The sequence below is a fragment of the Corynebacterium afermentans subsp. afermentans genome, from assembly GCF_030408355.1.
Taxonomy (GTDB): domain Bacteria; phylum Actinomycetota; class Actinomycetes; order Mycobacteriales; family Mycobacteriaceae; genus Corynebacterium; species Corynebacterium afermentans.
On the sequence record NZ_CP046606.1, the window covers coordinates 1825615 to 1851342 of the forward strand.

Here is a 25728-nt window from a genome sequence, read left to right on the forward strand (position 1 = left end):
GCGCGTTTTTCATGTGCTTTTAGCCGTTGAGCTTGCGGTAATCAAAGACCTGGTCGATGATGCCGTAGTCCACAGACTCAGAAGCGGTCAGGATCTTATCGCGGTCGGTATCAATGCGGACCTGCTCGGAGGTGCGGCCGGTGTGGTGCGCGAGCGTGTCCTCCATGAGACGGCGCATGCGCTCAATCTCCGCGGCCTGAATCTCCAGGTCAGACACCTGGCCCTGGGTGCCCTGGGTAGCCGGCTGGTGGATCAGCACACGCGAGTTCGGCAGCGCGGCGCGCTTACCCGGCGCACCGGCGGCGAGGATCACCGCGGCAGCCGACGCGGCCTGGCCGAGGCAGACAGTCTGCACGTCCGGGCGGACGTACTGCATCGTGTCGTAGATAGCCATCAGCGCGGTGAACGAACCGCCCGGGGAGTTGATGTACATCGTGATGTCGCGGTCCGGGTCCTGGGACTCCAGCACCAGAAGCTGCGCCATAATGTCGTTCGCCGACGTGTCGTCCACCTGGGTACCCAGGAAGACGATGCGCTCCTCGAACAACTTGCCGTACGGGTCGATCTGCTTCGTGCCAAAGCTCGTTTCCTCCAGGAACTGCGGCAGCACGTAGCGGGAGTTGGGCATCTGGAAAGTCATAGTCGGTGTCTCCTTAATTCCTCGTGTGCCTTAGTTGTTCCCGATGGCGTGCTCGCCAGCCTGGGCGGCGCTATCGATGACATGGTCCACGATGCCGTACTCCTTCGCCTGCAGGGCGTTGAACCAGCGGTCGCGGTCCGAATCCTTCGTAATCTGCTCGAACGTCTGGCCCGTGTGCTCCGCAATGAGCTCGGCCATCTCGCGCTTCGTCTGCGCGAACTGCTCAGCCTGGATAGCGATGTCGGCCGCGGTGCCGCCGACGCCTGCGGACGGCTGGTGCATCATGATGCGCGCGTGCGGCAGAGCGTAGCGCTTGCCCTTCGTGCCGCCCGAAAGCAGGAACTGGCCCATCGACGCCGCCAGGCCCATGCCGTAGGTGGCGATGTCGCACGGGGAGTACTTCATCGTGTCGTAAATCGCCATACCGGCGGTGACGGAGCCGCCCGGCGAGTTGATGTACAGGTTGATATCGCGCGTCGGATCCTCCGCCGACAGCAGCAGAATCTGGGCGCACAGCTTATTGGCGATCTCATCGTCCACCTGCTGGCCCAGGAAAATAATGCGCTCCCGGAGGAGACGCTCATAAACGGAGTCTCCCAGGTTCATGCCTTGGGTCGGGGAAGTCATGTAAGACGCTCCTTTGCTAGTTCATCCGGTAACGCCACTACCCTACTCGGGTGATTCTGTAACTCCGAGCCTGTTCGCTACCGGCGTACGGGTCGGGTTTTGGGGTGGGGGTTGGGGTCGGGGTTGACGATTCCTGACAGATTCCGCCGCGAAGTGTCGGGGTGGGCGCCCCGGTTTGGGGTGGGGCTGCAAAATAGTTCACTAGACGATGAACGATCCTGCATCGGGGTTTCCGGCGGCCTGGGGAAAGTGAACTATCCATCCGTCCAAGTGGGAACTAATTCATCGCGTGCCTTCGAGGGAGTGAACGATCCTGCAGCGGGCACGCAAAAGCGGCCGGGGCAGACACGCCCCGGCCGCTCGCTAGCGCGAGAAGTTTCTACTTCTCCTCAGCCTCGGTGGTCTCAGCCTCGTCCTCTTCGACCTCGCCGAAGTACTCGTTCGGGTCGACCTTGTTGCCGGCCTCGTCCTCGACCTGGGTGCGGGAGATGGCAATGGCCAGGGCCTTGCCGCGGCGCACGTCGGAGAACAGGTTGGCAATCTGGCCGGACTGCTGCAGCTGGGCCACGAACTGGTTCGGGTCCATGCCGTAGGACTGCGCAGTGAACAGGATGTGGTCGGTCAGCTCCTGCTGGGAGACCTCCGGCTGCTCCTGGTCGGCCACAGCGTCGAGGAACAGCTGGGTGCGCACGGACTCTTCAGCCTGCTCGCGGGACTGCTTGTCAAACTCCTCGCGGGTCGTGCCCTGAGCCTCGAGTAGCTGCGCCAGCGCGTTCTCGTCGTGTGCCACCTGGCCCAGCAGCTGGTGCAGCTGATTGTGCACCTGCTCGTCCACCACGGACTCCGGCAGGGCAAACTTGGACTCGGCCAGGGCAGCCTTGAGCACCTCGTCGCGGATGTCCGCGGCCTGCTTCGCCTTGGCGTTCTCCTCGACCTGCTCGCGGGTGGAGTTGCGCAGCTCCTCGACGGTATCGAACTCGGACGCCATCTGCGCGAAGTCGTCGTCAAGCTCCGGCAGCTTACGCTCCTTGGTCTGCTGGACGTGGACCTTCACGGTCGCCTTCTCGCCCTTGTGCTCGCCGTACTTGATCTCGGACTCGAACTCGTTGTCCTCGTCGGTCTTCATGCCGCGCAGCGCGGTGTCCAGGCCCTTCATCAGGTCGTCGGCGCCGACGCGGTAGGTCAGGCCCTCGGCGGAAGCATCGTCGAGCTTCTCGCCGTCGACGGTCGCTTCGAGGTCGATGATCGCGTAGTCGTCAGTCTTCAGCTTGCGCTTGGTGTCCTTGAGCTCGCCAAAGCGCTCACGGAGGGTGTCCAGCTCGGCGTCGACTGCTTCGTCGTCAAGCTTAAGCTCCGGGACCTTCACGGAAATCTTGGAGAAGTCCGGCACCTCGATCTCGGGGCGGACGTCGACCTCAGCGGTGAACTCGACGACGTCGTTGTCCTCAATCTTGGTGACCTCGATCTCCGGCTGGCCCAACGGGTTAATCTCGTTTTCCGCCAGGGCCTGCTCGTAGCGGGTCGGCAGCATGTCGTTGACAACCTGCTCCAGGATCGGGCCGCGGCCGAAGCGAGCGTCGATGAGCTGGCGCGGAGCCTTGCCACGACGGAAGCCCGGGATATTGACCTGCTGGGCGATGGCCTTGTAAGCCTGGTCAATTTCCTTGCCCAGCTCGTCGAACGGCACGCTGACGTTGAGCTTCACGCGGGTGTCGCTGAGCTTGTCGACGGAAGTCTTCACGGATTTCTCCTGTACTAGATCGAAACAACGATTGTCAGATGTCTATATGTGGCGGGCCCGTGAATCCACGGGCCCGCCTTGGTCGGGGCGACAGGATTTGAACCTGCGACCCCCTGCTCCCAAAGCAGGTGCGCTACCAAGCTGCGCCACGCCCCGTTGCGGTAAAACCGCACGGTATGAACCACATTCGTAGAACGTGTGCGGTTCAGGACAGTCATTGTAGCGGTGCTTGAATCACTGTCCGCATTGAGGGCACAAAAACACCGGCCCCGCAACCGGAACCGGTGTTTTTGTGTGGAGGGAATGACGGGAATCGAACCCGCGTCTTCAGCTTGGAAGGCTGAGGTATTAGCCACTATACGACATTCCCATACGCCAAAAGCGCTGTTGGGAATGTTAGCGCAGCCGGTACGGTTGAACCAAACACGTGACCAGACGCGCAAAGGAGCCACTGTGTTCGGACTACTTTTTCTGCTGTTCATCCTTGCCCCCATCCTGTTTTTGCCGATGATGGGCGGGCAACGCCAGGTGCAGCCGTCGCGCCGCCAGGTGGCGCAGCAACAGCAGCTGTCATTCGACGACGCATACGCCGACGCCAAACGGTGGACCGACCGCCTCGGCTCGCAGGTGCTGAACCTCTCCGGCAACGACACCGCATCGCAGCAGGCGATGGCCGACGCCTCGGAACGCTTCAACGCGGCATCCGCCGGGCTGAGCGACGCACGTTCCGTGAAACAGGCGATGCTGGCCCGCGAATCCGCGCTGGAGGGCCTGCACTACGTCAACGCGGCCCGCGAGATTATGGGCCTGCCCGCCGGCCCGCAGCTGCCGGAGCTGGAGGGCCAGCGCCAGGCAGGGCGCGTGACCGAGCAGCGCACCGTGACCCAACAGGACGGCACGCAGGTCACGGCGTCGCCGCACGCCACCGCGCAGACGCCGCACTACTACCCCGGCGGCGCCGTCGCGGGCCGCCCCGTGCCGGCCGGCTGGTACTCCACCGCGTGGTGGGGCCCGGCGATGATGACCGGCGTGTGGGCCGCTAGCTCCATGATGTTCTACTCCACCATGTTCGCCGGCATGTCCGGCGTGGCGTCCGCGGAGGCGTTTGAGGCCGGCGGGCTCGGCGAGGGAATGGACGGCACCGGCGACATGAGCGAAATGGGCGACATGGGCGACGCCGGTGGCGGAGACTTCGGCGGCTTCGGCGACGGCGGCGGCTTTGACTTCGGGGGATTCGACTTTTAGCCGTGCGTTACACTGCACAGCGATCGCGAACCCCAGAAAGCTCAAGAGCAAGGAGTGGCCGTGCGCATTGCAGTGCTGCTGAAAGAAGTGCCGGACACGTACAGTGACCGCGAAATGAACCTTCAGACAGGTTTGACGGACCGCTCCGGCGACGTCGTCGCCGACGAGGTCAGCGAACGCGCCGTCGAAGCCGCGCTGCGCATCGCCGAAGCGGGCGAAAACGTCGAGGTGGAGATCTTAAGCGTCGGCCCGGAGTCCTCCGCCGATTCGGTGCGCCGCGGCATCGCCATGGGCGCGAGCGAGGCGTACATCGTCTCCGACGAGGCTCTCACCGGTGCGGATGTGACGTTGACGGCTGAGGTGTTGGCGAAGCTCGTCGAGAAGCAGGGCTACGACCTTGTCATCGCAGGCGCCGAGTCTTCCGACGGCGGCACCGGCGTCATCGCCCCCTTCATGGCCGAGCTGTTGGACTGGCCGGTGCTGACCAACCTCACCGAGCTGACGCTCGAGGGCGACACCGTGCGCGCCACCCAGGCTTCTGACGCCGCCACCGCCCAGCTTGAGGCCCAGCTGCCGGCCGTGGTGTCCGTCGCCGACGAGTTCGCGGACCCGCGCTTCCCCAACTTCAAGGGCCTCATGGCCGCGAAGAAGAAGGAACTGCACGCCATCACGCTCGCCGAGCTCGGCGTGGACCCGGACGACTTCACGCATCCGCGCGCCATCATGACCAGCATCGAGCGCCGCCCGGAGCGCGAGCGCGGCGAGATCATCGACGGCAATTCCACCGCCGCGGCCCGCCTGGTGGACTTCCTCGAATCCGAAAACGTCATTTAAGGAGCAGCCATGACCCAGATTCTTGTTGTCCCGGACCGCTCCTTCGATGGTGCGGTGAGCCCCGGTGCGGCCGAGCTCATCGGCGCCGCATCCGCCGTCGGCACCCCGGTGGTGCTGGCGCAGGACCCCGCACACGCCGAGGAGCTGGGTGCCGTCGGCGCCGCCGTCGTGCTCGTGTACAACGCCCCGCTTATCGACGCAGCTGCCGCCGCCTTCGACGAACTCTTCCCAGCAGCCGTCCTGTTCGCCCACACCGTGCGCGGGCGCGAAGCCGCTGGCCGGCTCGCGGCGCGCAAGGGCAAGGCGCTGCTTACCGACGTCACGGCCATCACCCACGACGACCAGGGCATCGTCACCAAGCACCAGAACTTCGGCGGCGTCTACACCGCCTCCGCCGCGTCGACGCACTCCGCGCCGGTGATCACCGTGCGCAAGGGCGCTGTGGAAACGCGCGCAGACGCGACCACGCCTGAGGTGCGGGAGTTGGAGGTGGCGCCGTCGGGGCGTCGAGAGGCAGAAGTGCTCTCCGTGACCCCGGTTGAGCGCACCTCCAACCGCCCAGACCTGCTCACCGCCGACAAGGTCGTCGCAGGCGGCGTCTCGCTCGGCGACGAGGACATGTTCGAGGACCTCGTCGGCGGGCTTGCCGACGCCCTCGGGGCCGCCGTCGGCGCCACCCGCTCCGCCGTCGACGAAGGCCAGGTTGCCTACGAGGCGCAGATCGGCCAAACCGGCGTCATGGTCAGCCCGAAGCTTTACATCGGCGTGGGCATCTCCGGCGCGGTGCAGCACCTGGTGGGCATGCAGACCGCCGACACCATCGTGGCGATCAACTCCGACGAGGACGCCCCCATCTTCGACATCGCCGACTTCGGCATCATCGGCGACCTGTTCGACCTGGTTCCGGACATCATCTCCGAGATTGAGGCGCGCAAGTAATGCAGGTAGAACTCCGCCGAGGACTGCCCCGCGTGCCGGGCGGCGAACCGTGGCCGCCCGCAGGCACCGTCAACGTTGCAGACGCGCTGGTTGAGGCCGCGCCGATTGAGGCCGCACCGACGCCTGTCTCCGCCGACACCGTTGAGGTGCCGCTGCGCCGGGGCCTGCCGCGCGTGCCGGGCGGCGAACCGTGGCCGCCCGCCGGGACCGTGAAGGTTGCCGCACCCGCCGTGCCCGCTGCCGAAACCGCCACGGTTGACGACGCAGAGCCCGCGCACACCGTCGAGGTGCCGCTGCGCCAAGGCATGCCGCGCGTCGAGGGCGGCGAACCGTGGCCGCCCGCCGGCACCGTGCGCGTCGCCGCCCCAGCACCGGGAGCTGAGCCCGAACCGCAGCCGGAAACCGAGGCAGCACCCGCGGCGCCTGTGGCGGCGACGGTGGTCGACGACGCTGTCGCCAAGACGGCGCCCGAGCCGACCCCGCAGCCGGCCCCGCAGCCGGCCCGAGAACCGGCCCAGCAGCCAACCCCGCGGCCGGCTCGGGTGGAGACGGCGGGGAAACCGGAGGGCGTCGCAAGGCAATGGCTCCCCTGGGCGATTGGTGCCCTCCTGCTGCTGGCAGCGGCCGTGTTCGGCGCGCGCTGGTACGTCGGCACCGAGGCGGGCGCCGACTTCATCGCCCGCTACAACGGCATCCAGCCGCTGCCGGACAACGCCCCCACCGGGCTGCCCGGATGGCTGAACTGGGCGCACTTCTTCAACATGTTCCTCATGGCGCTGATCATCAAAACAGGCATCGACGTGCGCCGCGAGAAACGCCCCGCCGCCTACTGGCAGCCGAAGAAAGGCGGCAAGAAGATTTCGGTGACGCTGTGGCTGCACCAGGCGCTCGACATCGCGTGGGTTGTCCTCGGCGTGGTGTTCTTCGTGCTGCTGTTTACCACCGGGCAATGGATGCGCATCGTGCCCACCAGCTGGGAGGTTATCCCGCACGCGGTGTCGGCGGGCCTGCAGTACCTCTCGCTGGACTGGCCGACGGAGAACCCCTGGCTGCACTACAACGCGCTGCAGGAGTTGTCGTACTTCGTCACCGTGTTCATCGCCTCCCCGCTGGCCATCGCGTCCGGTTTCCGCATGAGCGGGATGTGGCCAGCATCGTGGAAGGCCGTGCCGATGTCGTGGGCGCGCGCGGTGCACTTCCCCACCATGATTTACTTCGTGGCGTTTGTGGTGGTGCACGTGTTCCTCGTGCTCACCACCGGCGTGCGCGGCAACATGAACGCAATGTTCGCCGCGCGCGAGGACGCCACCAGCTGGATCGGCGTGGTGTTGTTCCTGGTGGCGGCGGGTGTCACCGCGTTGGGCTGGTTCTTCGCGCGTGCCTCCGTCGTCGCGCCTGTGGCAGGCAAGACCGGCAAGGTGTCCAAGCGCTAAAGCTGGTGCTGTGGATAACCGGCGTTGTCTGTTGACGCTTCAACGCGGTTATCCACAGATTTTTCGCGGATGCTTTTCGACGCCCCATCCGTTGCCCTAGCTTCTGGGCCATGAACTTCACCGACTTTGTCACCGCAGGCGTGGGCATGCTCGCCGACTTCGACCGCGACATAGCCATGTCCGCCGGCCTGTCCACCGGCCGAGTCCGCGATTTGGCGCGGGTGCACCACGCGTATTACGGGCCGACCCAATTCACCCGCAAACAACAAGACGCTTTAGCCGCCGCCGAGGGCATGCCCGTCGACCAACTCATCCACATCGAGAAAAAGCTGCTCGCCGTCGAAGGAGCCGCGGAACGCTGGCGCATCCGGTTGGATTTGGTGCGCCACCGCGGCTCGTATCGGGCCTTAACCAAGCGCATCAAGCGGCTGATCAAACAACCCGTCAAACCAGCCCCACCCTCGTGCAGGTTTTCCCGCTCCAAGGCGGGCATGCGCACCATGATCCTGACCTACAACGAGCGCGATCTGGCGGACCTAGAGCACCTGCTGCGCAAACTCATCGACGCCGACGACCCAGCCGCTGCCCAAATGGCCCACACGCTTATCGGGATCCTGCGCGACGGCAAAGGCATACCGAAGGCGAATTTCCGGCCGATCATCCTGGTGCCGATCGCCGACTGGACCCGCATCCAATCCGGCACCGGCGATGAAGTCACCCTGATCTGCACCGACGGCACCACCATGACAGGGGCCGAATACATGGAGCACGAATTCGGCGACATCCTAGAAGTCGCCGCGTTCCACCCCCAAGAAGGACCGGTCAACCTCTACCACGCAAAGCGCTGCGCCAACCCCAAACAAAAGACCATGTCGAAGCTGCTCTGCCCGGCCTGTGCGTTTCCCGACTGCAAACACTCCGCCGAAACCACCCAAACACACCACATCAACGCCTGGCGCTACGGCGGGATGACCAACATGGACAACCTCGCCGAACTCTGCCCCTTCCACAACGGGGTCAACGCCGACAACAAAAACGGCCCGTTCGGCTACATCGACAACCCCAACGCCCGCATCCACTGGGTCGCCCCCAACGGCACACAAGTCCCCATGACCACCCCCGGCGCGATGGAGCTGCTCTTCGACTAAAACCCACCCCCAACACCCCGCCCCACCCGGGCGGGGCATACAGGCATGCCCAAAAAACGGCTACATCGGGCGGCCCATGTCGGTGCGGGAAATCTCCACGGCCTTGCGGATCACTTCGGCCAGGGCCGCCTCGACGCGCACGCGCGATTCGTCATTTTCCAGCAGGTCTTTGCGCACCTCGAACATCACGGCCAACACGGAGGTGTTCTTGTCGTAGTCCACCGGCACGTACGCCCCGGCGAAGGGGGTGTTGCGCTCCACGTTGAAGCCGGCGGCGGTGAAGGTGCGGTCGGCTTCGTCGGCAAGCACGGCGGGTGTGTGCACGGAGTGGGTGCCGATGCACACGTCCGGGAGGAGTTTGCCGGGGTGGATGCGGTACTCGTCGGGTTGGTTGTTGTAGGAGTGCACGTCCACGATCACGGCGCAGCCGCAGTCTTGGATGCGGCCGGATACCAGCTTGGACACAGCGTCGGCGTACGGGAAGTAGTACTTGGCTTTCAGGTCGGCGATGTCCATGTCCAGCGGCCGCAGCGGGTTGCCGTCGCCGAGTTTGAGGAAGATGGCGCCGCGCCCGGTGGAGTCCATGGATTCGCGTTCGTTGGAAAACCGCCCCGGGTCCGCGACCAGGCGGGAGAGGTTGTTCACGATCATCCACGGCGCGCAGCCGGATTGCTCGGCGGCGGCCGCGGCGAGGGTGTCGGTGTGGTCGTCGGTGACGCGGTCGAGCTCGCGCGCAATTTGTTCGTCGGTGGCGATGAAATCGGCGGCAACCTCGGCCGGGATCTCGCGCGACGCGTGCGGCGCGTGCACGATCACTGGGCAGTCAGTGCTTCCTTCGTGGATGGTGAAGTTCATAGTTTCGCAGGATATAGCGCTCTGGGGCTTCTTGCTTCTCGACGGCACCTTCGGCCTCAAACGCCTCCAACCAACCTTCCATGGGGAAGGTTCCCCATTTGTCGTGGAATCGGTTGGCGTTGGCGACGATGTCGTCGACGTGTTCCCACGGCGGCGACGACACGGGGTGCCACTGGTGGTAGGCGTGGGCGCCGCCGACCCAGACGAGCGGGATGCGGTGGCGCTGAAGTTCGCGGGCGAAGTCCGTGTCTTCCCCGCCGTAGCCCTCGTAGCCGGGGTCGAAGCCGCCGAAGTCCCGCTCGATGCGCGCCCACGTCTTTGCGGTGAGCGCGAACGACAGGGACCAGAACAGGTTGTAGTTGTCGGCGTCGACGAGCTCGCCGTCGGCGGGGTTGGGGCGGGCCGGGTGCGGGTCGGGGTCGGTGACGCGGATTTGACCCTCGTCCATGTAGGTCACCGGGCCGGCGGCCACGGCGTCGGGGCGCTGCTGCAGCGCCGCAACATAGCGCGGCACGAGCGCGTCGGAGGCGAGGCAGTCCGCGTCGAGGAACACGAGCACCTCGGCGCCGCGTTGGATGGCCACCTTCGCGCCCAGGTTGCGGGCGGCGGCGAGGTTGTCAGGCCCCGCAACCACGTGGCTTTTCGGCACGGCCTTGGCCAGCACGTCAGCATCGGCGAGTGCGACGGTGACGTGGTCGACGCCCATCGGCATGAGGTTGACCTGGTGGGTCAGGTGGTCGCGCCGGTTCGCGTCGGCAAGCGTAATCACGCAGGTCGCAGGCTGGCCGGGGTCGGCGGCCACGCCGGCGATGACCTCGGCGGCCCGGCGCGCCGCGCCGTGCGTCTGCCAGCGGCCCCAGTCGGTGTCGCGGCGGCGCAGCAGTTCGGGCCATTCTTCGGGGGCTGGGAAGGCGTTTCGTACCGTCGCTAGGCATTCGAGTGCTTTCGCGCCCGCTTTTTGCTCGGTGAAGGGGCGCGGCTGCGGCAGGATCACCGCCGGGGTGTCGGTGGCGGCCAAATCCGCCACGGAATTTTGCCCGCCGGCGGTCACGGCGATGCCCGCGGACTGCAGCAGCTCGGTCGGGTCGTCGACGTGGTTGTCCCCGCCCAAGAAGGTGAACCGGTACTCGGGGCAGGCGCGCCGCACCGCCTCCCAGTCCTCGGGCGACCACGTCGAGCCACCCAGGCCCGCCATCACGACCACGTGGTTCGGGTCGCGCTTCACCCCCTCGCGCGGGGACAGCCGCGAGATCCCGCCGACGGCGTGCAGCCGGTCGGCGTGCGCCCGCAGGTGGCTGGGCACCTCGACCCAGTCCGGCCACGCGGCCACGATCGCGTCGGCCTGCGCGTAGGCGAGCTGGTGCGGGGCGTCGCCGCGGTAGCCGGGCATCGCGTGCACCACCACCGGCACGCCCATCAGACGCACAAACGCGGCGACCTCGTTGGACACGTCCACGTAGAACGCCTCGGGCTGGTTTTCTGCCACCCAGTCGGCGATCTGCGCGAACCGCGATGCGATCTGCGGCGCCCCGTACGGCGCGTAGTGCAGCGTGCCGCCGGCGGTCATGGCGCGTGCACTGCGTAGGGGCCGTGGGGTGTCGCTGGCGTCGTCGAGAAGCGTAACGTCCCCGCCTGCGGTGGACAGGATCTGCGCTTCGTGGCCCATCGCGCGCAGTTCGCGCTGGATGGCGCGGCAGCGGTGCAGGTGCCCGGAGCCGTGGTGGTGGGCGTAAATCCCGATCATTTTCCTACCTTTCCAAACGCCGCCACCTGGCGGAAGATGTCGGTGTAGTGCCTCGCGGTTTGGGAGAGCGAATGCCTATCGACGACCCAACGGCGCACCACGTCCCTGCCAATCCCACGCGCCTGCGTAATCGCGGCGGCGAGTGCGTCGACGTCGTCGGCTGGGGCGAGCGCCGCTGGGGCGTCGCGCAGCAGCTCGCCCATGCCGCCGCGTCGAAACGCTGCAACGGGGGTGCCGCACGCCATCGCCTCGAACGCGACGAGGCCGAACGGTTCCTCCCACCGCGGGCTGACCACGGCGACGCCGCACCCGGCAACCAGGCGCCGCAGTTCTGCGTGGGAGAGCTCGCCGATCCATCGGGCGCCGTCGCCGAGCCTGGGTTCGATCTCGTCGCGGAAGTAGTGGTGGTCCCCGTTGCGGCCCGCCAGCACCAGCGGCACGCCGGCTTTGCTGCAGGCGTCGATGGCCAGGTGCGCGCCTTTTTCCGGCACGAGGCGGCCGAACCACACGGCGATGTCGCCGCCGTCGCCGGGGCGCCACAGTTCCACGTCGACGCCGTTGGGGATGATCACCGGCTCGCTGGGCAGGCGCCAGTCGCGTGCGGTGGTGCGGCTCACGGCGGCGAACCGCCCGGCGCGCAGGCCGGCTGCGGTGATGGCGGCCTGGATGTCGTCGACCATCGGGGTGTGCAGCGTGGTCAGCATCGGCAGCGGCTCCGGCGACGCTGCCGAGGGGAAGATGTACGGGTTGAGGCTGTTGTTGTGCACCACGTCGTAGCCGCGAGCAACCAACAGTCGGCGCAGCTGCACAAACGCGGCGTTTTCCCGTTCGCGGCCGCCTTCAGGGTAGGTGGTGTCGGTGGCGTCAGCGGCGTTCGCGCCCCAGTCCACCCCGGGCAGTTCGAGTGTCTTGTCGTTGCCGTCGGAGCCTTCGGCGGCGAAGAAGTCCACGTCGTGACCGAGCTCGCGCAGCGCGGCCACCATGGTGTGGCAGAACGCCTCCAGCCCGCCGGCGTACGGTTCGCGCACCGGGTAGCGCGCGGGCCCGACCAGCGCGATGCGCAGTTTGCCGGTGCGCGAGGTCTGCAGCGCGGGTTTTGCGGCAACGGTCACTCGCTCACCACTTTCCTGTAAATCTCCTCGTGCGCCCGGCGCACCTCGTCCAGCTGCTTCACCCGGTCGCCGGCAAACGGCACCGGCCCGCGGGCGAGCAGCCGCGCCGCCGCCTTACCGGCCGCGCGCCCGTCGCCTGCAGCGTATACCTCCACCGCCTCGCGCGTGTCGGCTTGCCCGGCGTAGCAGCCACAGTCCGGCACCGCAACAGGAACGCCCAGGTCGCGGCACATTTCCAGCCACCCCGAGTGCGTGCCGCGCGTGTAGGGCAGCACGCACACCCCGGCGCGGCCCACGGCGGCGTGCAGCTCGTCGTCGGGCATCGGCTCGTGCTCGATCACCCTCGCATTGCCTATCGACGACAGCTCCGCTCCCCCATGCACATACACATCCAACGGCACCTGCGCTGCGATATCGGCGTAGAACTGCGCGTCCGCGACCACGTTGGAGCGCAGCGATTTCAAAAACACCGCCGCGCGCCGGCCCGGTTCCACCAACACTGGGTCTTCCACGATCCGCGGGTGCGGCACCACGCGCACGTCCGCTGCGCCGAAGTCGCGGCGCAACACCTCGGCGGCTTGATCGGTGAGGGTGATCAGGGCGGAAGCTTCGTCGATAAGCAATTGCAACCGCTGGTGGTGCTCGGTCTGATCCGTGAGATGCGGGTTGTCCAGGTCGTGGACGGTGAGCACCAGCGGCACCGGCAGCCCGCGGCACAGCTCGGCGATCTGCGCGGGCGTGCGGTGCTCGAAGCCGAAGTGAATGTGCACGAGGTCCACGGCGGGCGGGTCGCGCCAATACTCGGCCTCGAGCGCCGGGTGCGGCCACCAGTTGCCGTCGATGTCCGGGTCCGGCAGAAACTCCACGCCGGCAGGGCGGATAGCCTGCGTGTACGGGTGACCGGAGGGGATAGACAGAACGCGCACCCCACTAATATAAACGTTTTCGCATACTGTGTTGGCATGCTGCTTGTTGTCGTCGGTAACTGCCAAGCGGAGTCCACCCGCAAACTGCTCATGTCCACCGGACACTTCACCGGCGAGCGCATCGCCCCGGTCCACGAGCTTGAAGCGGCGGACATGGGGTGGTTTTTGGACCTCGTCGCCCGCGCCGACGTGTTAGTCACCCAGCCGATCCGCGACAACTACCGCGGCCTGCCCGTGGGCACCCGGCAGCTTCGCTCGTCGGCGCGGCGGGTGGTCGTGCCGGTGCTGCGTTTCGACGGGCTCATGCCCTACCAGGCCATCATCCGCGACCCTGATGATCCGTCGTTGAACCCGCCGGTGGTGCCGTACCACGACCTGCGCACGCTGGTTGCGGCCGCGGGGTACGCCCCGGCCGCGGCGCCGTCGCCGGATGCGTTGCGCCGCGCCGCCGACATGTCCGTCGAGCAGATCCGGCGCCGCGAGCAGGCCCACGGCACGGTTGTGGTGTCGGACTATCTTAAGACCAACCCGGTGTGGCACACCGTCAACCACCCCGACAACGCCACCCTTGCGTTCATGGCGTCACGGGTACTTCAAGAGCTTGGGCTTTCCGACGAGCCCTCGCCGCCGGACTACGAAATGCTCGGCGGGCTCGACGCACCCGTCGACGCCGCGGCGGCTGCATCGTTGGGGGTTACGGTGACAGGCCGCGATCAGTGGCGCGAGCGCGGCGGCGGGGTCATCGACGCCGACGAGATCCGCGCCGCGCAACTGGAGTTCTACCGTGGGCGCCCGGCGCTTGTCGCTCATGGGTTGCAGCGTCACGCGGAACGCATTGCGAATCTAGGGTTGCTTGCATGAAACATCTCATCGTCGGCCCCGCGGGCCACGGGGTGACCGAGTACGCCCTCGGGCTCGCCCGCGCCACCGCAGCCGAGGTGATCCGGGAAGAGACATTCGGCAACTCCCCGCTCACCGGCCCCGTCCACGTCACGTTCACCGACCACCTCTTCGGCGACACCGCCGAGCGCCTGCTTGCGCGCATCGACGGCCCGCTGTCCGTGAGCCTGCACGACATCCCCCAGCCCGAGGAGGGTGCCGAGCGCTACGAACGCCGCGCACGCGTCTACCGCGAGCTCGTCGAGAAGGCGGACGTCGCGGTGGTCAACTCCAACCACGAGGCGTCCTTCTTCGACGCCGAAACGTCCGTGATCCGCCTGCCCATCCCGGTGATCGACTCCCCCTTCAACCCCGAGGAAGGAACCGTCGGCGTGCTGGGCTTCCTCTACCCCGGCAAGGGCCACGAGGACCTCATCGAAGCGCTGCCGGATAGCCGACTGCGCTTCCTCGGCGCGGTCTCGAAGGGCCACGAGGACTGGGCGAAACGCCTTGCGCGCCACGCCGAACTCACCGGCTGGCTCACCGACGCCCAGCTCGCTCAGGAGATGGGCCGCATCGCCCACCCCGTGTGCCCGCACCGCCACTTCTCCGCCTCTGGCTCGCTGATGGCATGGCTGGGCGCGGGCCGCACCGTGCTGGTGCGCGATTCCGACTACGCCCGCGAGATCGACGCGTGGCTGCCCGGTCGCGTCACGCTGGTGGGAGATGGGGGCTGGCGCGACGCCGTCGATAGGCATGAGCCCGAACAGATGGCCCCGCCGCGCTACGGAAGGGCCGAAGTCGCGCAACTGTGGGAGGAAACATGGCGTTTCGCTGGCCTGATGTGAGCGTGGTCATCCCGCACTACAACGACACGGAAGCGCTCGAGCGGGTCGTCGCGGCGGTGCGGGCGCAGGACTACGCGGGCGAGGTGGAGATCATCGTCGCCGACGACGGCTCCACCGAACCACCCGCGATCGAGGGCGTGCGCGTGGTGCGCCAGGAGGACAAGGGCTTCCGGGCGGCCGCGGCGCGCAACCTGGGCGCGGATGCCGCGCGCGGCGAGGTGCTCGCGTTTCTCGACGCCGACACCGTGCCCGAGCCCGGCTACCTCTCGGCGGTCGTGCCGCACATCGTGGGGGATGCGCGGGCGGTGGTCGTAGGCGCGCGCCGCACCGGCGCCGAGGACACCGAACCGCAATGGCTTATCGACGCCTGGTCCGCCACCGCCAACCTCCGCGACGCCGACCACAGCTCCTGGCGCTACATCATCTCCGCGGTGCTGACGTGTTCGCGAGAGTTCTTCGACGCGGTCGGCGGCTTCGACGGCACGCTTGTCGGCTACGGCGGCGAGGACTGGGAGTTCGGCTTCCGTGCGTGGAACGCAGGCGCGAGCTTCGTGCACGAGCCGGCGGCCGTCGCGCACCACGCGGAGGAGGACTTCGGGCAGCGTTACGACGACCCGGCGGCCGCCACCGCCGTCAAAAACGCCGAGTCGCTGGCGCTGGCCCGGCGCGTGACTCACCCTCTGGCGCGCCCGGACGGGGTCATCTTCGACACCTTCGACATGCAGGTGGAGGTCCCGGATTTGGACGGCGAGGGGGTGCGCGAGCTTGTCATCGCGGAGTGGCTAAAGGTCGGCGCGTACGTGCGCGTGGCAGAGGTGCCGGCGCTGTTCGCCAACGACCCGCGCGTGGGCACCGACGAGGTTGAGGCGCGGGTCAACATCGCCGTCGGTGCGGGCTGGGCGCCGCAGAACATGGACGCGCTGCTGGCGGTGGAGTACGTGCTCTCCCCCGACGGCACGGTGGTGCGCACAAGGCGCGCCGCCGCGCTGGGAATGGAGCCGGCCACGGCGCACCCCGAGGACATCGGGCTCACGCCGGTGGCGGGCCCGCTGCAGCTGGAGCGCTACTTCGCCGGCTGGTGACACGCTACGGCAGCTCGGGGGCAACCCCGGTGCGCTCGTACTCGGCGAGGATGTCGATGCGGCGCTGGTGGCGTTCCTCTTCGCTCCACGGCTGGGACACGAAGGCGTCGACAATTGCGAGCGCTTCTTCCTCGGTGTGCATGCGGCCGCCGATGCCGATGAGCTGCGCGTTGTTGTGCTCGCGGGCGAGTTTCGCGGTCTCTTCCGACCACGCCAGGGCGCAGCGCGCACCCTTGACCTTGTTCGCGGCGATCTGCTCGCCGTTGCCGGAGCCGCCGAGCACGATGCCCAGCGAACCCGGATCGTTGACCACGGCCTCAGCCGCGGCGATGCAAAACGCCGGGTAGTCGTCCGCGGCGTCGTACTCGTGGGCGCCGCAGTCGGTCACCTCGTGGCCCTGGGCCTGAAGGTGGGCCTTGATCTGGTTCTTGCGCTCGAATCCGGCGTGGTCTGCTCCAAGGTAAATACGCATGGCGTTTAGCGTACCTGGGGCATCTCCGTGCGGGTGCGCTTGAGTTCGAAGAAGTACGGGAACTCGGCCAGGCCGACGGCGTGGTCAAACAGCTTGCCCGCCTCTTCGCCCTCCGGCACACGCGTGATCACGGGGCCGAAAAACGCGGTGCCGTTCAACGCAACCACCGGGGTGCCCACGTCGTCGCCGACGGCGTCCATGGCGGAGGCGTGGAAGCCGCGCAGCAGGTCGTCACAGTCGGACGTGTTGGCCACCTCGGCGAAATGCTCGGGCAGGCCGACGGCGTCAAGCGCCTTGGCGATGATCTCGTCGTAGGCGCCGTGGCCCTTCTTGCCACCTTCGCCACCGGCGTGGATCAGCTCGCCCATCGCGGTGTACAGCTCGTCGACCTTCTCGGCCTGCTCTTCCTTGACCTTCGCGAACACGCGCGCCGGGCCCCAGTTGGCCTCCATCATGGCGGCGTAGTCGTCGGGGATGTCGCGGCCGTCGTTGAGCACTGCGAGCGACATGGGCACCCACTCGATCTCGATGTCGCGGACCTTTTCCACTTCCTTCATCCAGCGGGAGGTCTGCCATGCGAACGGGCAGGATACGTCGAACCAAAAAGTCACTTGTTCCGTCATGGCGCCCACAATAGCGCGTGTAGGTTGGGGCAGATGAAGACAAATTTGACTCGCAAGGACGCGCAGGCGCGCGCTGAACTGATTTCGAACGTCCGCTACGACATCGCCGTGGACATCACCGGGGCGGACGAGTTCACCACTGTAAGCACCGTCCATTTCGATTCGAAGGCGGGCACGACCCACTTCGACCTGGTCGCGGCCGGGTTCGAGGCCACCCTCGACGGCGACGAGACGGGCCGGGAGCTTTCGCTTGACGACGGCGCCCACACCCTGGTCGTCACCTCCCACGACGCCTACAACCGCACCGGCGAGGGCCTGCACAAGTTCACCGACCCGGTGGATGGCAAGGACTACCTGTACACCCAGTTCGAGCCGGCGATGGCGATGAAGGTGTTCGCCGGCTTCGACCAGCCGGATTTGAAGGCCACCTACAAGGTCAGCGTGAAGGCGCCGGAGCGCTACACGGTGATCCTCAACGAAGCCGCCACCCGCACAGGCAACGGCGACGGCACCTCCACCTGGACCACGGTGATCGACTACCCGCTGTCGACCTACCTCATCGCCATCTGCGCCGGCGAGTTCGAGCGCATCTCCGACACCTACGACGCCGGCGACGGCAGGACGATCGAGCTCGGCCTGTACGCGCGCGCCAGCCTGATCCCCCACATGGATTCGGAGCGCCTGTTCCGCCAGACCAAGGACGGCTTCGACTTCTACCACGCCAACTTCGGGCGCACTTACCCGTTCGGCGACAAGTACGACCAGGTGTTCTGCCCGGAGTACAACATGGGCGCGATGGAGCACGTCGGGTGCGTGACCTACCGCGACGAGTACGTGTTCACCTCCGAGCCCACCCCGTACCGCCTGGAGCGCCGCAACGACACCATCTTGCACGAGATGGCACACATGTGGTTCGGCGACCTGGTGACCATGCAGTGGTGGGACGACCTGTGGCTCAACGAGTCGTTCGCCACCTGGTCCGCGGCCACCGCGCAGACGGCGATCGGCGAGTACGCGGATGCGTGGACCACTTTCGCGTCCGTGGAGAAGGCGTGGGCGTACCAGCAGGACCAGCTGCCGTCGACGCACCCGATCGCGGCGGACGCGCCGGACATTGAGACCGCGGAGCAGAACTTCGACGGCATCACCTACGCGAAGGGTGCCAGCGTGCTGAAGCAGCTGCAGGCGTACGTGGGCTACGAGGAGTTCTTCGCAGGGGTGCGGCGCCACTTCGACAACCACGCCTACTCCAACGCCACCTTCGACGACCTGCTGGGCGCGCTCGAGGAGGCGTCGGGCCGTGACCTGTCGGGCTGGGCGGAAAAGTGGCTGCGCACCACGGGCCCGTCGACGCTGCGCCCGGAGATCGGCGAGGGCTTTGCGGTGCTGCAGGAGGATCCGCGCCCGCACCGTGTGCGCGTGGGGCTCTACAAGCTAATCGACGCCTCCGTCACCCGCGTCAAGCAGATCGAGACCGACATCGACGGCGAACGCACCGAACTCCCGGAGCTCGCCGGCGTCGAACACGACCTGGCGATTGTCAACGACGACGATCTGACCTACGCCAAGATGCGCCTGACGCCGGAGCACCAAAAGTTTGCGCTGGAGCACATCGGCGAGATCGAGGATCCGTTGGCGCGGACTGTGATTTGGTCGTCGCTGTGGGAGTCGGTGCGCGACGGCGAGCTGGCCGCCCGCGAGTTTGTGAAGCTGGTCGCCGCCCACGCCCCAAGCGAAACACACCCGAGTGTGCAGGAGCGCCTGCTGGCGCAGGCAACGCAGGCGGTGCGCCAGTACGTCGACCCCGCCTGGCAGGGCGAGGGCATGGACTTGCTCAACGCCGCCTTCCGCGGCGCGCAGCCGGCCGCCATCTTCGACCGCGCGCTGGCACGCCTGACCCCCACCGAGGACACCGTCACGTACTTCAAGGAGCTGCTTGAGCGCTCGGATAACCAGGAGGTGCGCTGGCTGGCCATCACCAACCTCATCGCCGCCGGCGCCCTGCCACTGGAAGCGGCGGAGAAGGAGCAGGACAACACGTCGGAGGGCGCGATTTCACGTTTGCGGGCGAGAGCTGTCGTCGATAAGCGATGGGCTTGGCAGAAGCTCGTCGAAGACGACCTGACCAACCTCGAAGCCCGCTACCTCATGGACGGCCTGACGTTCACCTACGACGGGCTCGAGGGCCTGACCGACGAGTACTTCCGCCAAGCCCCTGCGCTGTGGGATCGCCTCACCAACGAGATGGCGCAGCGCACCCTCGAGGGCATGTACCCGCGCTGGGATGTCACCGCGGCGGCCGTGGACAAGGCAAATGCGCTGCTGGGTGGGGACGCCCCGGCCGGGTTGAAGCGCGTCATCGCCGAGGGCCAGGACCGCATCGCCCGCGCGGTGCGCAACCGCGAGGTCGACGCTACAAGCGCGTAAGCGCCTGCTCGAGGTCGGCGATGAGGTCGGCCTCCTCCTCGATGCCCACCGAGATGCGCACGAGCTCGCCCGGCACCTCGAGCGCGGAACCGGCGACGGAAACGTGCGTCATGGTGGCGGGGTGCTCGAGCAGGCTCTCCACGCCGCCAAGGGACTCCGCCAGGCAGAACAGCTTGGTGGACTTGCAGAAGGCTTTGGCCTGCTCGGTGGTCTGGAACAGCACGGAGACCATGCCGCCGAAGCGGGTCATCTGCTTCGCCGCGACGTCGTGGGCGGGGTGGGTTTCAAGGCCCGGGTAGCACACGCGGGCGACCTGCGGCTGGGCGTCGAGAAACTTTGCGACGGCCTCCGCGTTGTCGCAGTGCTTATCCATGCGCACCGACAGCGTCTTCAGGCCGCGGCCGGTGAGGTAGGTGTCGAACGGCGACGGGTTCGCGCCGACCCAGCCGAAGAAGAAGCGCAGCTGCTCGTGAAAGCCGGGCACGCGGGAATCGTCGCCGCAGACGATGCCGCCGACGACGTCCGAGTGGCCGCCGATGTACTTCGTGGTGGAGTGCACCACCACATCCGCCCCGAGCTCGAACGGCTTTTGCAGGTACGGGGAGGCGAAGGTGTTGTCCACCACCAGCGCGGCCTGCTGCTTCACGGCCGCGATCGCCTCGATGTCCACGATGTCCAGCATCGGGTTCGTCGGCGTTTCCACCCAGATGGCCTTGGTGTTGTCCTGCACGGCGGCGGCGACTTCTTCCGGGTTGGTCATGTCCACCACGGTGTTTTCCACGCCCCACTGCGTGAACACCTGCTGGATCAGGCGGTAGGTGCCGCCGTAGGCGTCGTTGGACACGACGATGTGGTCGCCGGGTTTGAGCAGGATGCGCAGGATGACGTCGATAGCCGCCATGCCCGAGGAGTACGCGACGGCGTACTCGGCGCCCTCCAAAGCGGCGACGGCCTTTTCTAAGGCGGTGACGGTGGGGTTGCCCACGCGGGTGTACTCGTAGCCGCCGCGCAGCTGAGCCAGCCCGTCCTGGGCGAAGGTGGTGGAGGCGTAGATCGGCGTGTTGATCGGCCCGTACAGGCTGTCGGGTTCGTAGCCGGCGTGAATGGCGTCGGTAGCAAATCCAGTCATGTCTGCAGACAGTAGACCAAGCGGTTCACTAAGGCTTCATTTTTATGCACTAGACTCGGGACCCGATGAAAGCGCAAACAGAAACTGTCGAAAAGGTCGACGACGCCGTCGACGGCGTCACCAACTGGTGGAACGACCCAGCCACCCACGAACTCATGGTGGAACGCCCCCTGAAAATCCTGCTGATCCTCATCGTGGCGCTGGTGCTGAGCTGGGTGGCGCGCAAAGTAATCAACCGCGCCACACGCCACGGCATTGAGCGCACGCCCTTGATCACGCCGGAGGTGGACGACACTCTCCAGTCCCGCGCACAGGAAGCCCGCCGCGCGCAACGCATGAAAACACTGGGCAACGTGGGCCGGTCTGTGGCCGCGATTGTGATCTGGACGTGGGCGGCTCTGGCGGTGCTGGATCAGCTTGGCGTGAACGTCGCGCCGCTGATCGCTTCCGCCGGCGTGGTTGGCGTGGCTATCGGTTTTGGCGCACAGTCGCTGGTGAAGGACTTCTTCTCCGGCATGTTCATTCTCATTGAGAACCAGTTCGGCGTCGGCGACACCATCCAGGTCGGCGATGTAGTGGGCGAGGTGGAGGAGATGTCGCTGCGGATTACCACGCTGCGCGACATCGACGGCGCCCTGTGGCATGTGCGCAACGGCGACATCAACCTGGTGGGTAACCATTCCGCCCGTTTTTCCACGGCGCGCCTGCAGATCCCGGTGTCTGTCATGGCAAACCCGGACAAGGTGTCGCGCGTCATCGAGGACACGGCGGTGGCGGCGTGTCAGGACCCGGAGATACGCGATGTGGTCATGGGCTCCCCGACCATGCTTGGCCCCAGCGAGTTCAACCCGACGTACGTGTCCTTCCGCCTTGCCGTGACCACGATGCCGGGCGAGCAGTGGGGCGTGGCGCGCCACTTGAACCACCGGATCCTCGCGGCGCTGCACGAGCAGGACGTGGTGCTCACGGCGATGGATTCTGTGCTTGTAGAGATGAAGGAGAACAATGGAAATCGGTCCTAAGCAGGAGCAAACGCTTTACGACGCCGTCGGTGGCGACCCGTTCTTCCACCGCCTCGTCAAAGGCTTTTACACCCAGGTCAAAAAGGACGACCTCATCGGCCCGATGTACCCGGACCAGGATTGGGACGGCGCGCAGGACCGCCTGCGCTGGTTCTTGGTGCAGTACTGGGGCGGCCCCCGCCTCTTCCAGGAAAAGCGCGGCAACCCGATGCTGCGCAAGCGCCACCTCCCGTTCGCCATCGGCGAGGCCGAGGCGGACCGTTGGCTTGAGCTCATGGGCAATTCCATGGAGCAGTTTTCTGACGACGAGCTCCCGCCCGCCTACCGCGCCCAGATGTGGAACCACATGCAGCGCGTGGCATACATGATGATCAACCAGGGCCCGCGCGCCTACTAGAACAGCAGATTGGGGCGGGTGCTGCGGTAGACGGAGCCGAACGGCGCGTCTAGGCGCACCCAGCTGCCGGAGGTAGCGACGCGCATATGGCGCGGGATCTCGGCGGGGGCTTCGAAGCCGGGGATCAGCCCCAGTGCGGTGCAGGCGAAGATCATCCGCATGGGGATCTCCACCGGTGCGTCGCTGTCGGCGTCGGCGGTGAGCACTACCCCGTCGAGAAGTGAGCGGGGTGGGCCGGCCGGGCCGGAGAATTGCCGCGCCAGGTTGCGGCCCTCGTCCGCCAAGCGGCGGGCAACGCCGATGGGTACCTCCTCGCGCGCGATGAAGCCGCTGGCCGGCGGCAGGGCCCCGGGCCAGGCGGCGTCGCGTGCGGGGCCGACCTCGGCTGCGCCAGCCTTTAACGCGTCGAGCATGGCGCGGGCGCTGACGGTGGCGCCGGGGTGGGTGGTGGAGCCGGAGGTGCGTCGAGAAGCAATGGCATCAAACGGCGTGGTGACGAAGACGTCGAGCTGGCCCTCGCCCACCTCCTGGATGCGCGCGCTCGCCTGGGCATCTAGCGCGAGCGCACGCGAAAGTAGCGCGGTAAGCCCGCGCGCGCCGCGCTCAATCCGAACCGCGACCACTTACGCCCCGGCAGTCTGCGACAGGATGCCGATCTCCTTCTGCGTGATCTCGCGCGGCGAGGTCGTGGTGGTATCCACCGTGACCTGCACGCACTCGATCACGCAGCAGACCTTGCCCTGCGCGTCCTTGATCTCCTGGCGGGTGGTGAACGACGTGTTGCCCACGTTGGCCACCTGCGTCTCCACCGTCACCGCCGTGGTGTTGGGCAGGATCGGGCGGACGTAGTCCACCTCGAGGCGGCGCACGAACACCACGAACTCGTGGCCCTGGGAGAAGAAGAACTCCTGGGCGAACGCCAGGCGCGCCTCCTGGGCGAGCTCGATGTAGGCGGAGTTGGTCACGTGCCCGTAGCGGTCGAAGTCGCTCCAGCGCACCGGGATAGTGTGGACGTGGATCCTGTTCGGCTCAGCCATGGGGTACTCCTATCGGGTGAGCTTGCGGTGGGTGACGCGCGACGGCTTCGCGGCTTCCTCGCCGAGGCGCTCGACCTTGTTGGCCTCGTAGTCGCCGAAGTTGCCCTCGAACCAGAACCACTTGCCCTCTTCCACGTTGCCCTCCCAGGCCAGGATGTGGGTACAGGTGCGGTCCAGGAACCAGCGGTCGTGCGAGATCACCACGGCACAGCCCGGGAAGGCCTGCAGCGCGTTTTCCAGCGAGCCGAGCGTTTCGACGTCGAGGTCGTTGGTCGGCTCGTCCAGCAGGATCAGGTTGCCGCCCTGCTTCAGCGTCAGCGCCAGGTTCAGGCGGTTGCGCTCGCCGCCGGAGAGCACCTTGGACGGCTTCTGCTGGTCCGGGCCCTTGAAGCCGAAGGCGGACAGGTAGGCGCGCGACGGCATTTCGTTCTGGCCGACGTGGATGTAGTCCAGGCCGTCGGAGACGACCTCCCAGACGGTCTCCTCCGGGTTGATGTTTTCGCGGTTCTGGTCAACGTAGGAGATCTTGACGGTGTCGCCGACCTCCACGGAGCCGGAATCGGCTTCCTCGAGGCCCACGATGGTCTTGAACAGCGTGGACTTGCCCACACCGTTGGGGCCGATCACGCCGACGATGCCGTTGCGCGGCAGGGTGAACGACAGGTCCTTGATCAGCACGCGGCCGTCGAAGCCCTTGTTCAGGTTCTCCACCTCGACGACCTTGTTGCCCAGGCGCGGCGGGGTGGGGATCTGGATTTCTTCGAAGTCGAGCTTGCGGTACTGCTCGGCCTCTGCCGCCATCTCCTCGTAGCGCTCCAGACGGGCCTTGTTCTTGGCCTGGCGGGCCTTCGCGGAAGAGCGGACCCAGTCCAGTTCCTTCTTCAGGCGCTTCTGCAGCTTCTGGTCCTTCTTGCCGGCGACCTCGAGGCGCTCGGCCTTCTTCTCCAGGTAGGTGGAGTAGTTGCCCTCGTACGGGTAGAGCTTGCCGCGGTCGACCTCGCAGATCCACTCGGCGACGTTGTCCAGGAAGTAGCGGTCGTGGGTAATGGCCAGCACAGCACCCGGGTAGGTCTGCAGGTGCCTCTCCAGCCACAGGACACTTTCGGCGTCGAGGTGGTTGGTGGGCTCGTCGAGGAGCAGCAGGTCCGGTTCGCTCAGCAGCAGTTTCGCAAGTGCTACTCGACGGCGCTCGCCACCGGACAGGTTGGTCACCGGTGCGTCGGAAGGCGGGCAGCGAAGGGCCTCCATGGCCTGCTCGATCTTGGAGTCGATTTCCCACGCGTCGGCCGCGTCGAGCTCTTCCTGCAGCTTGCCCATTTCCTCCATGAGCTCGTCGGAGTAGTTCGTCGCCATTTCCTCGGCGATGGCCTCGAAGCGCTGCTTTTTCTCAAACAGCTCGCCGAGGCCTTCCTCGACGTTGCCGCGCACGGTCTTTTCCTCGTTCAGCGGCGGCTCCTGCAAAAGGATGCCCACGGACGCGCCCGGCTGGAGGAACGCCTCGCCGTTGTTCGGCTGGTCGATGCCGGCCATGATCTTCAGCAGCGACGACTTACCGGCGCCGTTCGGGCCCACGACGCCGATCTTTGCGCCCGGGTAAAACGCCATGGTGACGTTGTCCAGGATGACCTTCTCGCCGATGGCTCGGCGGACGTTTTTCATCGTGTAGATGAACTCAGCCACTACGAATCCCCTTTGTTGGTGAGTGCGGAGGTGAATACCGCACTTAGGGTACATCACGCGCACGCGCGCCCCGCCGCTTCCAAAGCGCGCTGGAAGCGGCGGGGCAAAAGCACCAAAATTAGAAGGGCGCGCCGGCGGCGGCGAGCTCCTCGCCTTCCGTGTCTGTGTCGGTGTCGGCGTCGGTGCGGCTCACCCCGTCGACGTCCTCTGCGCTGACGCGGTGCTCTTCCACCGCCGGAGTGTCCGACAGGCTATCCCAGCCGCTCTCCGGCTCGGGGTTGTCGTCTTCCTCGCCGTTGAGCTTCCTGTTCAGCGCCTTGGCGTCCATCGCCTGAGGCATCTCGTGGCCTTCGAGCGTGTTGCCGGAGACTGACGTGCGCACCGAGTTGACCTGGTAGCGCGCGAGATCGAACGCCACATGGCGTGCTTTGACCATGGTCTTGGACCGCAGGACCGGCTCGCCCTTGTCGTCTTTGCCTTCCCAGTACTCGTGGACAAGCTTGCCGATGACAATCACCGGGAAGCCCTTGCGCAGCGACGCGCCAGCGTTGATCGCGAGCTGGCCCCAGCACTCGACGTCGACGTAGAACTGGTTGTAGTCCCGCCAGACCTCGTTGCCGTTGTCGTTCTTTTCTTTCTTCGCGTCCGAGGTGGCCACGCGGAAGCGCAGCACGGCGTTGCCGGAGTTGAAGGTTTTGAAGTGCGGCTCGGCGATGAGGTTGCCGAGCAGCGTGTAGTCGATGTTGGCCATGTGGTTGGCCCCTTTCTGCGTGTGTGCGGATGGTGTGCGGTTGCGGGGGCGGAGCTTTGCGTCGATAAGCAATTGCCCCCTGCGCGAGCAGAGTCGCACGAAACACACACCGGAAAAAGGGGTCGGCCAAATTGTGG

At 66.6% G+C, this 25728-nt stretch carries 25 protein-coding genes and 2 tRNA genes; 11 read left to right on the top strand and 16 right to left on the bottom strand.

The genetic code is table 11. The features are described 5' to 3' along the window. Positions 1–19: 19 nt before the first annotated feature. From CAFEA_RS08695 to CAFEA_RS08715, 5 genes are all read right to left on the bottom strand, one after another. A complete protein-coding gene (locus CAFEA_RS08695) occupies positions 20–640 on the bottom strand; it encodes an ATP-dependent Clp protease proteolytic subunit (RefSeq protein WP_063937911.1) in 621 nt (206 codons plus the stop codon). A 30-nt stretch (positions 641–670) separates the two neighbouring features. Further along, the gene (locus CAFEA_RS08700) at positions 671–1267 is read right to left on the bottom strand and encodes an ATP-dependent Clp protease proteolytic subunit (protein ID WP_063937909.1); all 597 of its coding nucleotides are present in this window, start codon (positions 1265–1267) and stop codon (positions 671–673) included. Between the two features lie 379 nt (positions 1268–1646). Beyond that, positions 1647–3008: a trigger factor gene (gene tig, locus CAFEA_RS08705; RefSeq protein ID WP_063937907.1), complete on the bottom strand. Its 1362-nt coding sequence runs from the start codon at positions 3006–3008 to the stop codon at positions 1647–1649. A gap of 79 nt (positions 3009–3087) precedes the next feature. After that, positions 3088–3164: transfer RNA gene (locus CAFEA_RS08710), tRNA-Pro, on the bottom strand. A 139-nt stretch (positions 3165–3303) separates the two neighbouring features. Continuing rightward, positions 3304–3378 (bottom strand) — tRNA-Gly (locus CAFEA_RS08715). A gap of 140 nt (positions 3379–3518) precedes the next feature. On the opposite strand from CAFEA_RS08715, the gene CAFEA_RS08720 reads away from it, so the two are divergent. The 5 genes from CAFEA_RS08720 (at position 3519) to CAFEA_RS08740 (ending at position 8607) form a co-directional block, all read left to right on the top strand. After that, positions 3519–4253, top strand: a complete 735-nt coding sequence (locus tag CAFEA_RS08720) for a DUF1542 domain-containing protein (RefSeq protein WP_253704991.1) — start codon at positions 3519–3521, stop codon at positions 4251–4253. 60 nt (positions 4254–4313) lie between these two features. Further along, a complete protein-coding gene (locus tag CAFEA_RS08725; protein ID WP_063937905.1) occupies positions 4314–5087 on the top strand; it encodes an electron transfer flavoprotein subunit beta/FixA family protein in 774 nt (257 codons plus the stop codon). Positions 5088–5096: 9 nt separating this feature from the next. Next, a complete protein-coding gene (locus CAFEA_RS08730) occupies positions 5097–6026 on the top strand; it encodes an electron transfer flavoprotein subunit alpha/FixB family protein (RefSeq protein ID WP_063937903.1) in 930 nt (309 codons plus the stop codon). Further along, a complete protein-coding gene (locus CAFEA_RS08735; RefSeq protein WP_063937901.1) occupies positions 6026–7459 on the top strand; it encodes a cytochrome b/b6 domain-containing protein in 1434 nt (477 codons plus the stop codon). Before CAFEA_RS08730 ends, CAFEA_RS08735 begins: the two co-directional genes overlap by 1 nt. Positions 7460–7569: 110 nt before the next feature. Next, positions 7570–8607 carry an HNH endonuclease signature motif containing protein gene (locus tag CAFEA_RS08740; protein WP_063937899.1) on the top strand — a complete coding sequence of 346 codons (1038 nt, stop codon included), beginning with the start codon at positions 7570–7572 and terminating at the stop codon, positions 8605–8607. 60 nt (positions 8608–8667) lie between these two features. On the opposite strand, the gene CAFEA_RS08745 is transcribed toward CAFEA_RS08740, so the two are convergent. From CAFEA_RS08745 to CAFEA_RS08760, 4 genes are read right to left on the bottom strand one after another with little or no spacing between them, the layout of a single operon-like run. Then, a complete protein-coding gene (locus CAFEA_RS08745; protein ID WP_063937897.1) occupies positions 8668–9462 on the bottom strand; it encodes an N-formylglutamate amidohydrolase in 795 nt (264 codons plus the stop codon). Further along, the gene (locus tag CAFEA_RS08750) at positions 9431–11206 is read right to left on the bottom strand and encodes a glycosyltransferase (protein ID WP_063937895.1); all 1776 of its coding nucleotides are present in this window, start codon (positions 11204–11206) and stop codon (positions 9431–9433) included. Before CAFEA_RS08750 ends, CAFEA_RS08745 begins: the two co-directional genes overlap by 32 nt. Beyond that, entirely contained in the window at positions 11203–12318 is a 1116-nt protein-coding gene (locus CAFEA_RS08755; RefSeq protein ID WP_253704984.1) for a glycosyltransferase, read from the bottom strand. Before CAFEA_RS08755 ends, CAFEA_RS08750 begins: the two co-directional genes overlap by 4 nt. Next, positions 12315–13244, bottom strand: coding sequence for a glycosyltransferase (locus CAFEA_RS08760; protein WP_253704982.1), 930 nt, complete (start codon positions 13242–13244; stop codon positions 12315–12317). The genes CAFEA_RS08755 and CAFEA_RS08760 overlap by 4 nt, the downstream gene beginning before the upstream one ends. Positions 13245–13280: 36 nt before the next feature. On the opposite strand from CAFEA_RS08760, the gene CAFEA_RS08765 reads away from it, so the two are divergent. Genes CAFEA_RS08765 through CAFEA_RS08775 form a run of 3 tightly spaced genes read left to right on the top strand, consistent with a single transcriptional unit; the run spans position 13281 to position 16053 of the window. After that, on the top strand, positions 13281–14105 hold the full coding sequence (locus tag CAFEA_RS08765; RefSeq protein WP_063938143.1) for a WcbI family polysaccharide biosynthesis putative acetyltransferase: 825 nt from the start codon (positions 13281–13283) through the stop codon (positions 14103–14105). Beyond that, positions 14102–14971, top strand: coding sequence for a glycosyltransferase family protein (locus CAFEA_RS08770; protein WP_063937893.1), 870 nt, complete (start codon positions 14102–14104; stop codon positions 14969–14971). The genes CAFEA_RS08765 and CAFEA_RS08770 overlap by 4 nt, the downstream gene beginning before the upstream one ends. Further along, entirely contained in the window at positions 14947–16053 is a 1107-nt protein-coding gene (locus tag CAFEA_RS08775; protein ID WP_063937891.1) for a glycosyltransferase family 2 protein, read from the top strand. The genes CAFEA_RS08770 and CAFEA_RS08775 overlap by 25 nt, the downstream gene beginning before the upstream one ends. A gap of 4 nt (positions 16054–16057) precedes the next feature. On the opposite strand, the gene CAFEA_RS08780 is transcribed toward CAFEA_RS08775, so the two are convergent. Together CAFEA_RS08780 and CAFEA_RS08785 are read right to left on the bottom strand one after the other, a co-directional pair. Next, positions 16058–16525, bottom strand: coding sequence for a ribose-5-phosphate isomerase (locus tag CAFEA_RS08780; RefSeq protein WP_063937889.1), 468 nt, complete (start codon positions 16523–16525; stop codon positions 16058–16060). Between the two features lie 5 nt (positions 16526–16530). Further along, positions 16531–17148, bottom strand: a complete 618-nt coding sequence (locus CAFEA_RS08785; protein ID WP_063937887.1) for a mycothiol-dependent nitroreductase Rv2466c family protein — start codon at positions 17146–17148, stop codon at positions 16531–16533. A 33-nt stretch (positions 17149–17181) separates the two neighbouring features. Between CAFEA_RS08785 and pepN the strand changes: the two genes are divergently transcribed. Further along, positions 17182–19575 carry an aminopeptidase N gene (gene pepN, locus CAFEA_RS08790; RefSeq protein ID WP_063937885.1) on the top strand — a complete coding sequence of 798 codons (2394 nt, stop codon included), beginning with the start codon at positions 17182–17184 and terminating at the stop codon, positions 19573–19575. On the opposite strand, the gene CAFEA_RS08795 is transcribed toward pepN, so the two are convergent. Continuing rightward, positions 19562–20704, bottom strand: a complete 1143-nt coding sequence (locus CAFEA_RS08795) for a cystathionine gamma-synthase (RefSeq protein WP_063937883.1) — start codon at positions 20702–20704, stop codon at positions 19562–19564. The two genes, pepN and CAFEA_RS08795, sit on opposite strands and share 14 nt — an antisense overlap. Positions 20705–20769: 65 nt before the next feature. Between CAFEA_RS08795 and CAFEA_RS08800 the strand changes: the two genes are divergently transcribed. Together CAFEA_RS08800 and CAFEA_RS08805 are read left to right on the top strand one after the other, a co-directional pair. Beyond that, complete coding sequence (locus CAFEA_RS08800; RefSeq protein WP_063937881.1) at positions 20770–21726, top strand: mechanosensitive ion channel family protein; 957 nt, start codon at positions 20770–20772, stop codon at positions 21724–21726. Next, on the top strand, positions 21710–22123 hold the full coding sequence (locus CAFEA_RS08805) for a globin (protein WP_063937879.1): 414 nt from the start codon (positions 21710–21712) through the stop codon (positions 22121–22123). Before CAFEA_RS08800 ends, CAFEA_RS08805 begins: the two co-directional genes overlap by 17 nt. On the opposite strand, the gene CAFEA_RS08810 is transcribed toward CAFEA_RS08805, so the two are convergent. The 4 genes from CAFEA_RS08810 to CAFEA_RS08825 all read right to left on the bottom strand — a co-directional run bounded on the left by CAFEA_RS08810 (position 22120) and on the right by CAFEA_RS08825 (position 25591). After that, on the bottom strand, positions 22120–22746 hold the full coding sequence (locus CAFEA_RS08810; protein WP_063937877.1) for a DUF8185 domain-containing protein: 627 nt from the start codon (positions 22744–22746) through the stop codon (positions 22120–22122). The genes CAFEA_RS08805 and CAFEA_RS08810 overlap by 4 nt on opposite strands. Continuing rightward, positions 22747–23160: an acyl-CoA thioesterase gene (locus CAFEA_RS08815; RefSeq protein WP_034998136.1), complete on the bottom strand. Its 414-nt coding sequence runs from the start codon at positions 23158–23160 to the stop codon at positions 22747–22749. 9 nt (positions 23161–23169) lie between these two features. Beyond that, on the bottom strand, positions 23170–24840 hold the full coding sequence (ettA, locus tag CAFEA_RS08820; protein ID WP_063937875.1) for an energy-dependent translational throttle protein EttA: 1671 nt from the start codon (positions 24838–24840) through the stop codon (positions 23170–23172). A 118-nt stretch (positions 24841–24958) separates the two neighbouring features. Further along, complete coding sequence (locus CAFEA_RS08825; RefSeq protein ID WP_051106317.1) at positions 24959–25591, bottom strand: single-stranded DNA-binding protein; 633 nt, start codon at positions 25589–25591, stop codon at positions 24959–24961. Positions 25592–25728 lie beyond the last annotated feature (137 nt).

Bases quoted from the DNA above. Each gene is read 5' to 3' on its own strand.
- CAFEA_RS08770 (WP_063937893.1), top strand. From the start codon at position 14,102: ATGAAACATCTCATCGTCGGCCCCGCGGGCCACGGGGTGACCGAGTAC.
- CAFEA_RS08730 (WP_063937903.1), top strand. From the start codon at position 5,097: ATGACCCAGATTCTTGTTGTCCCGGACCGCTCCTTCGATGGTGCGGTG.
- CAFEA_RS08745 (WP_063937897.1), bottom strand. From the start codon at position 9,462: ATGAACTTCACCATCCACGAAGGAAGCACTGACTGCCCAGTGATCGTG.
- CAFEA_RS08780 (WP_063937889.1), bottom strand. From the start codon at position 16,525: ATGCGTATTTACCTTGGAGCAGACCACGCCGGATTCGAGCGCAAGAAC.
- CAFEA_RS08800 (WP_063937881.1), top strand. From the start codon at position 20,770: ATGAAAGCGCAAACAGAAACTGTCGAAAAGGTCGACGACGCCGTCGAC.
- CAFEA_RS08825 (WP_051106317.1), bottom strand. From the start codon at position 25,591: ATGGCCAACATCGACTACACGCTGCTCGGCAACCTCATCGCCGAGCCG.
- CAFEA_RS08700 (WP_063937909.1), bottom strand. From the start codon at position 1,267: ATGACTTCCCCGACCCAAGGCATGAACCTGGGAGACTCCGTTTATGAG.
- CAFEA_RS08720 (WP_253704991.1), top strand. From the start codon at position 3,519: ATGGGCGGGCAACGCCAGGTGCAGCCGTCGCGCCGCCAGGTGGCGCAG.
- CAFEA_RS08765 (WP_063938143.1), top strand. From the start codon at position 13,281: ATGCTGCTTGTTGTCGTCGGTAACTGCCAAGCGGAGTCCACCCGCAAA.
- CAFEA_RS08805 (WP_063937879.1), top strand. From the start codon at position 21,710: ATGGAAATCGGTCCTAAGCAGGAGCAAACGCTTTACGACGCCGTCGGT.
- CAFEA_RS08785 (WP_063937887.1), bottom strand. From the start codon at position 17,148: ATGACGGAACAAGTGACTTTTTGGTTCGACGTATCCTGCCCGTTCGCA.
- CAFEA_RS08775 (WP_063937891.1), top strand. From the start codon at position 14,947: ATGGCGTTTCGCTGGCCTGATGTGAGCGTGGTCATCCCGCACTACAAC.
- CAFEA_RS08735 (WP_063937901.1), top strand. From the start codon at position 6,026: ATGCAGGTAGAACTCCGCCGAGGACTGCCCCGCGTGCCGGGCGGCGAA.
- CAFEA_RS08740 (WP_063937899.1), top strand. From the start codon at position 7,570: ATGAACTTCACCGACTTTGTCACCGCAGGCGTGGGCATGCTCGCCGAC.
- CAFEA_RS08695 (WP_063937911.1), bottom strand. From the start codon at position 640: ATGACTTTCCAGATGCCCAACTCCCGCTACGTGCTGCCGCAGTTCCTG.
- CAFEA_RS08795 (WP_063937883.1), bottom strand. From the start codon at position 20,704: ATGACTGGATTTGCTACCGACGCCATTCACGCCGGCTACGAACCCGAC.
- pepN (WP_063937885.1), top strand. From the start codon at position 17,182: ATGAAGACAAATTTGACTCGCAAGGACGCGCAGGCGCGCGCTGAACTG.
- CAFEA_RS08750 (WP_063937895.1), bottom strand. From the start codon at position 11,206: ATGATCGGGATTTACGCCCACCACCACGGCTCCGGGCACCTGCACCGC.
- CAFEA_RS08815 (WP_034998136.1), bottom strand. From the start codon at position 23,160: ATGGCTGAGCCGAACAGGATCCACGTCCACACTATCCCGGTGCGCTGG.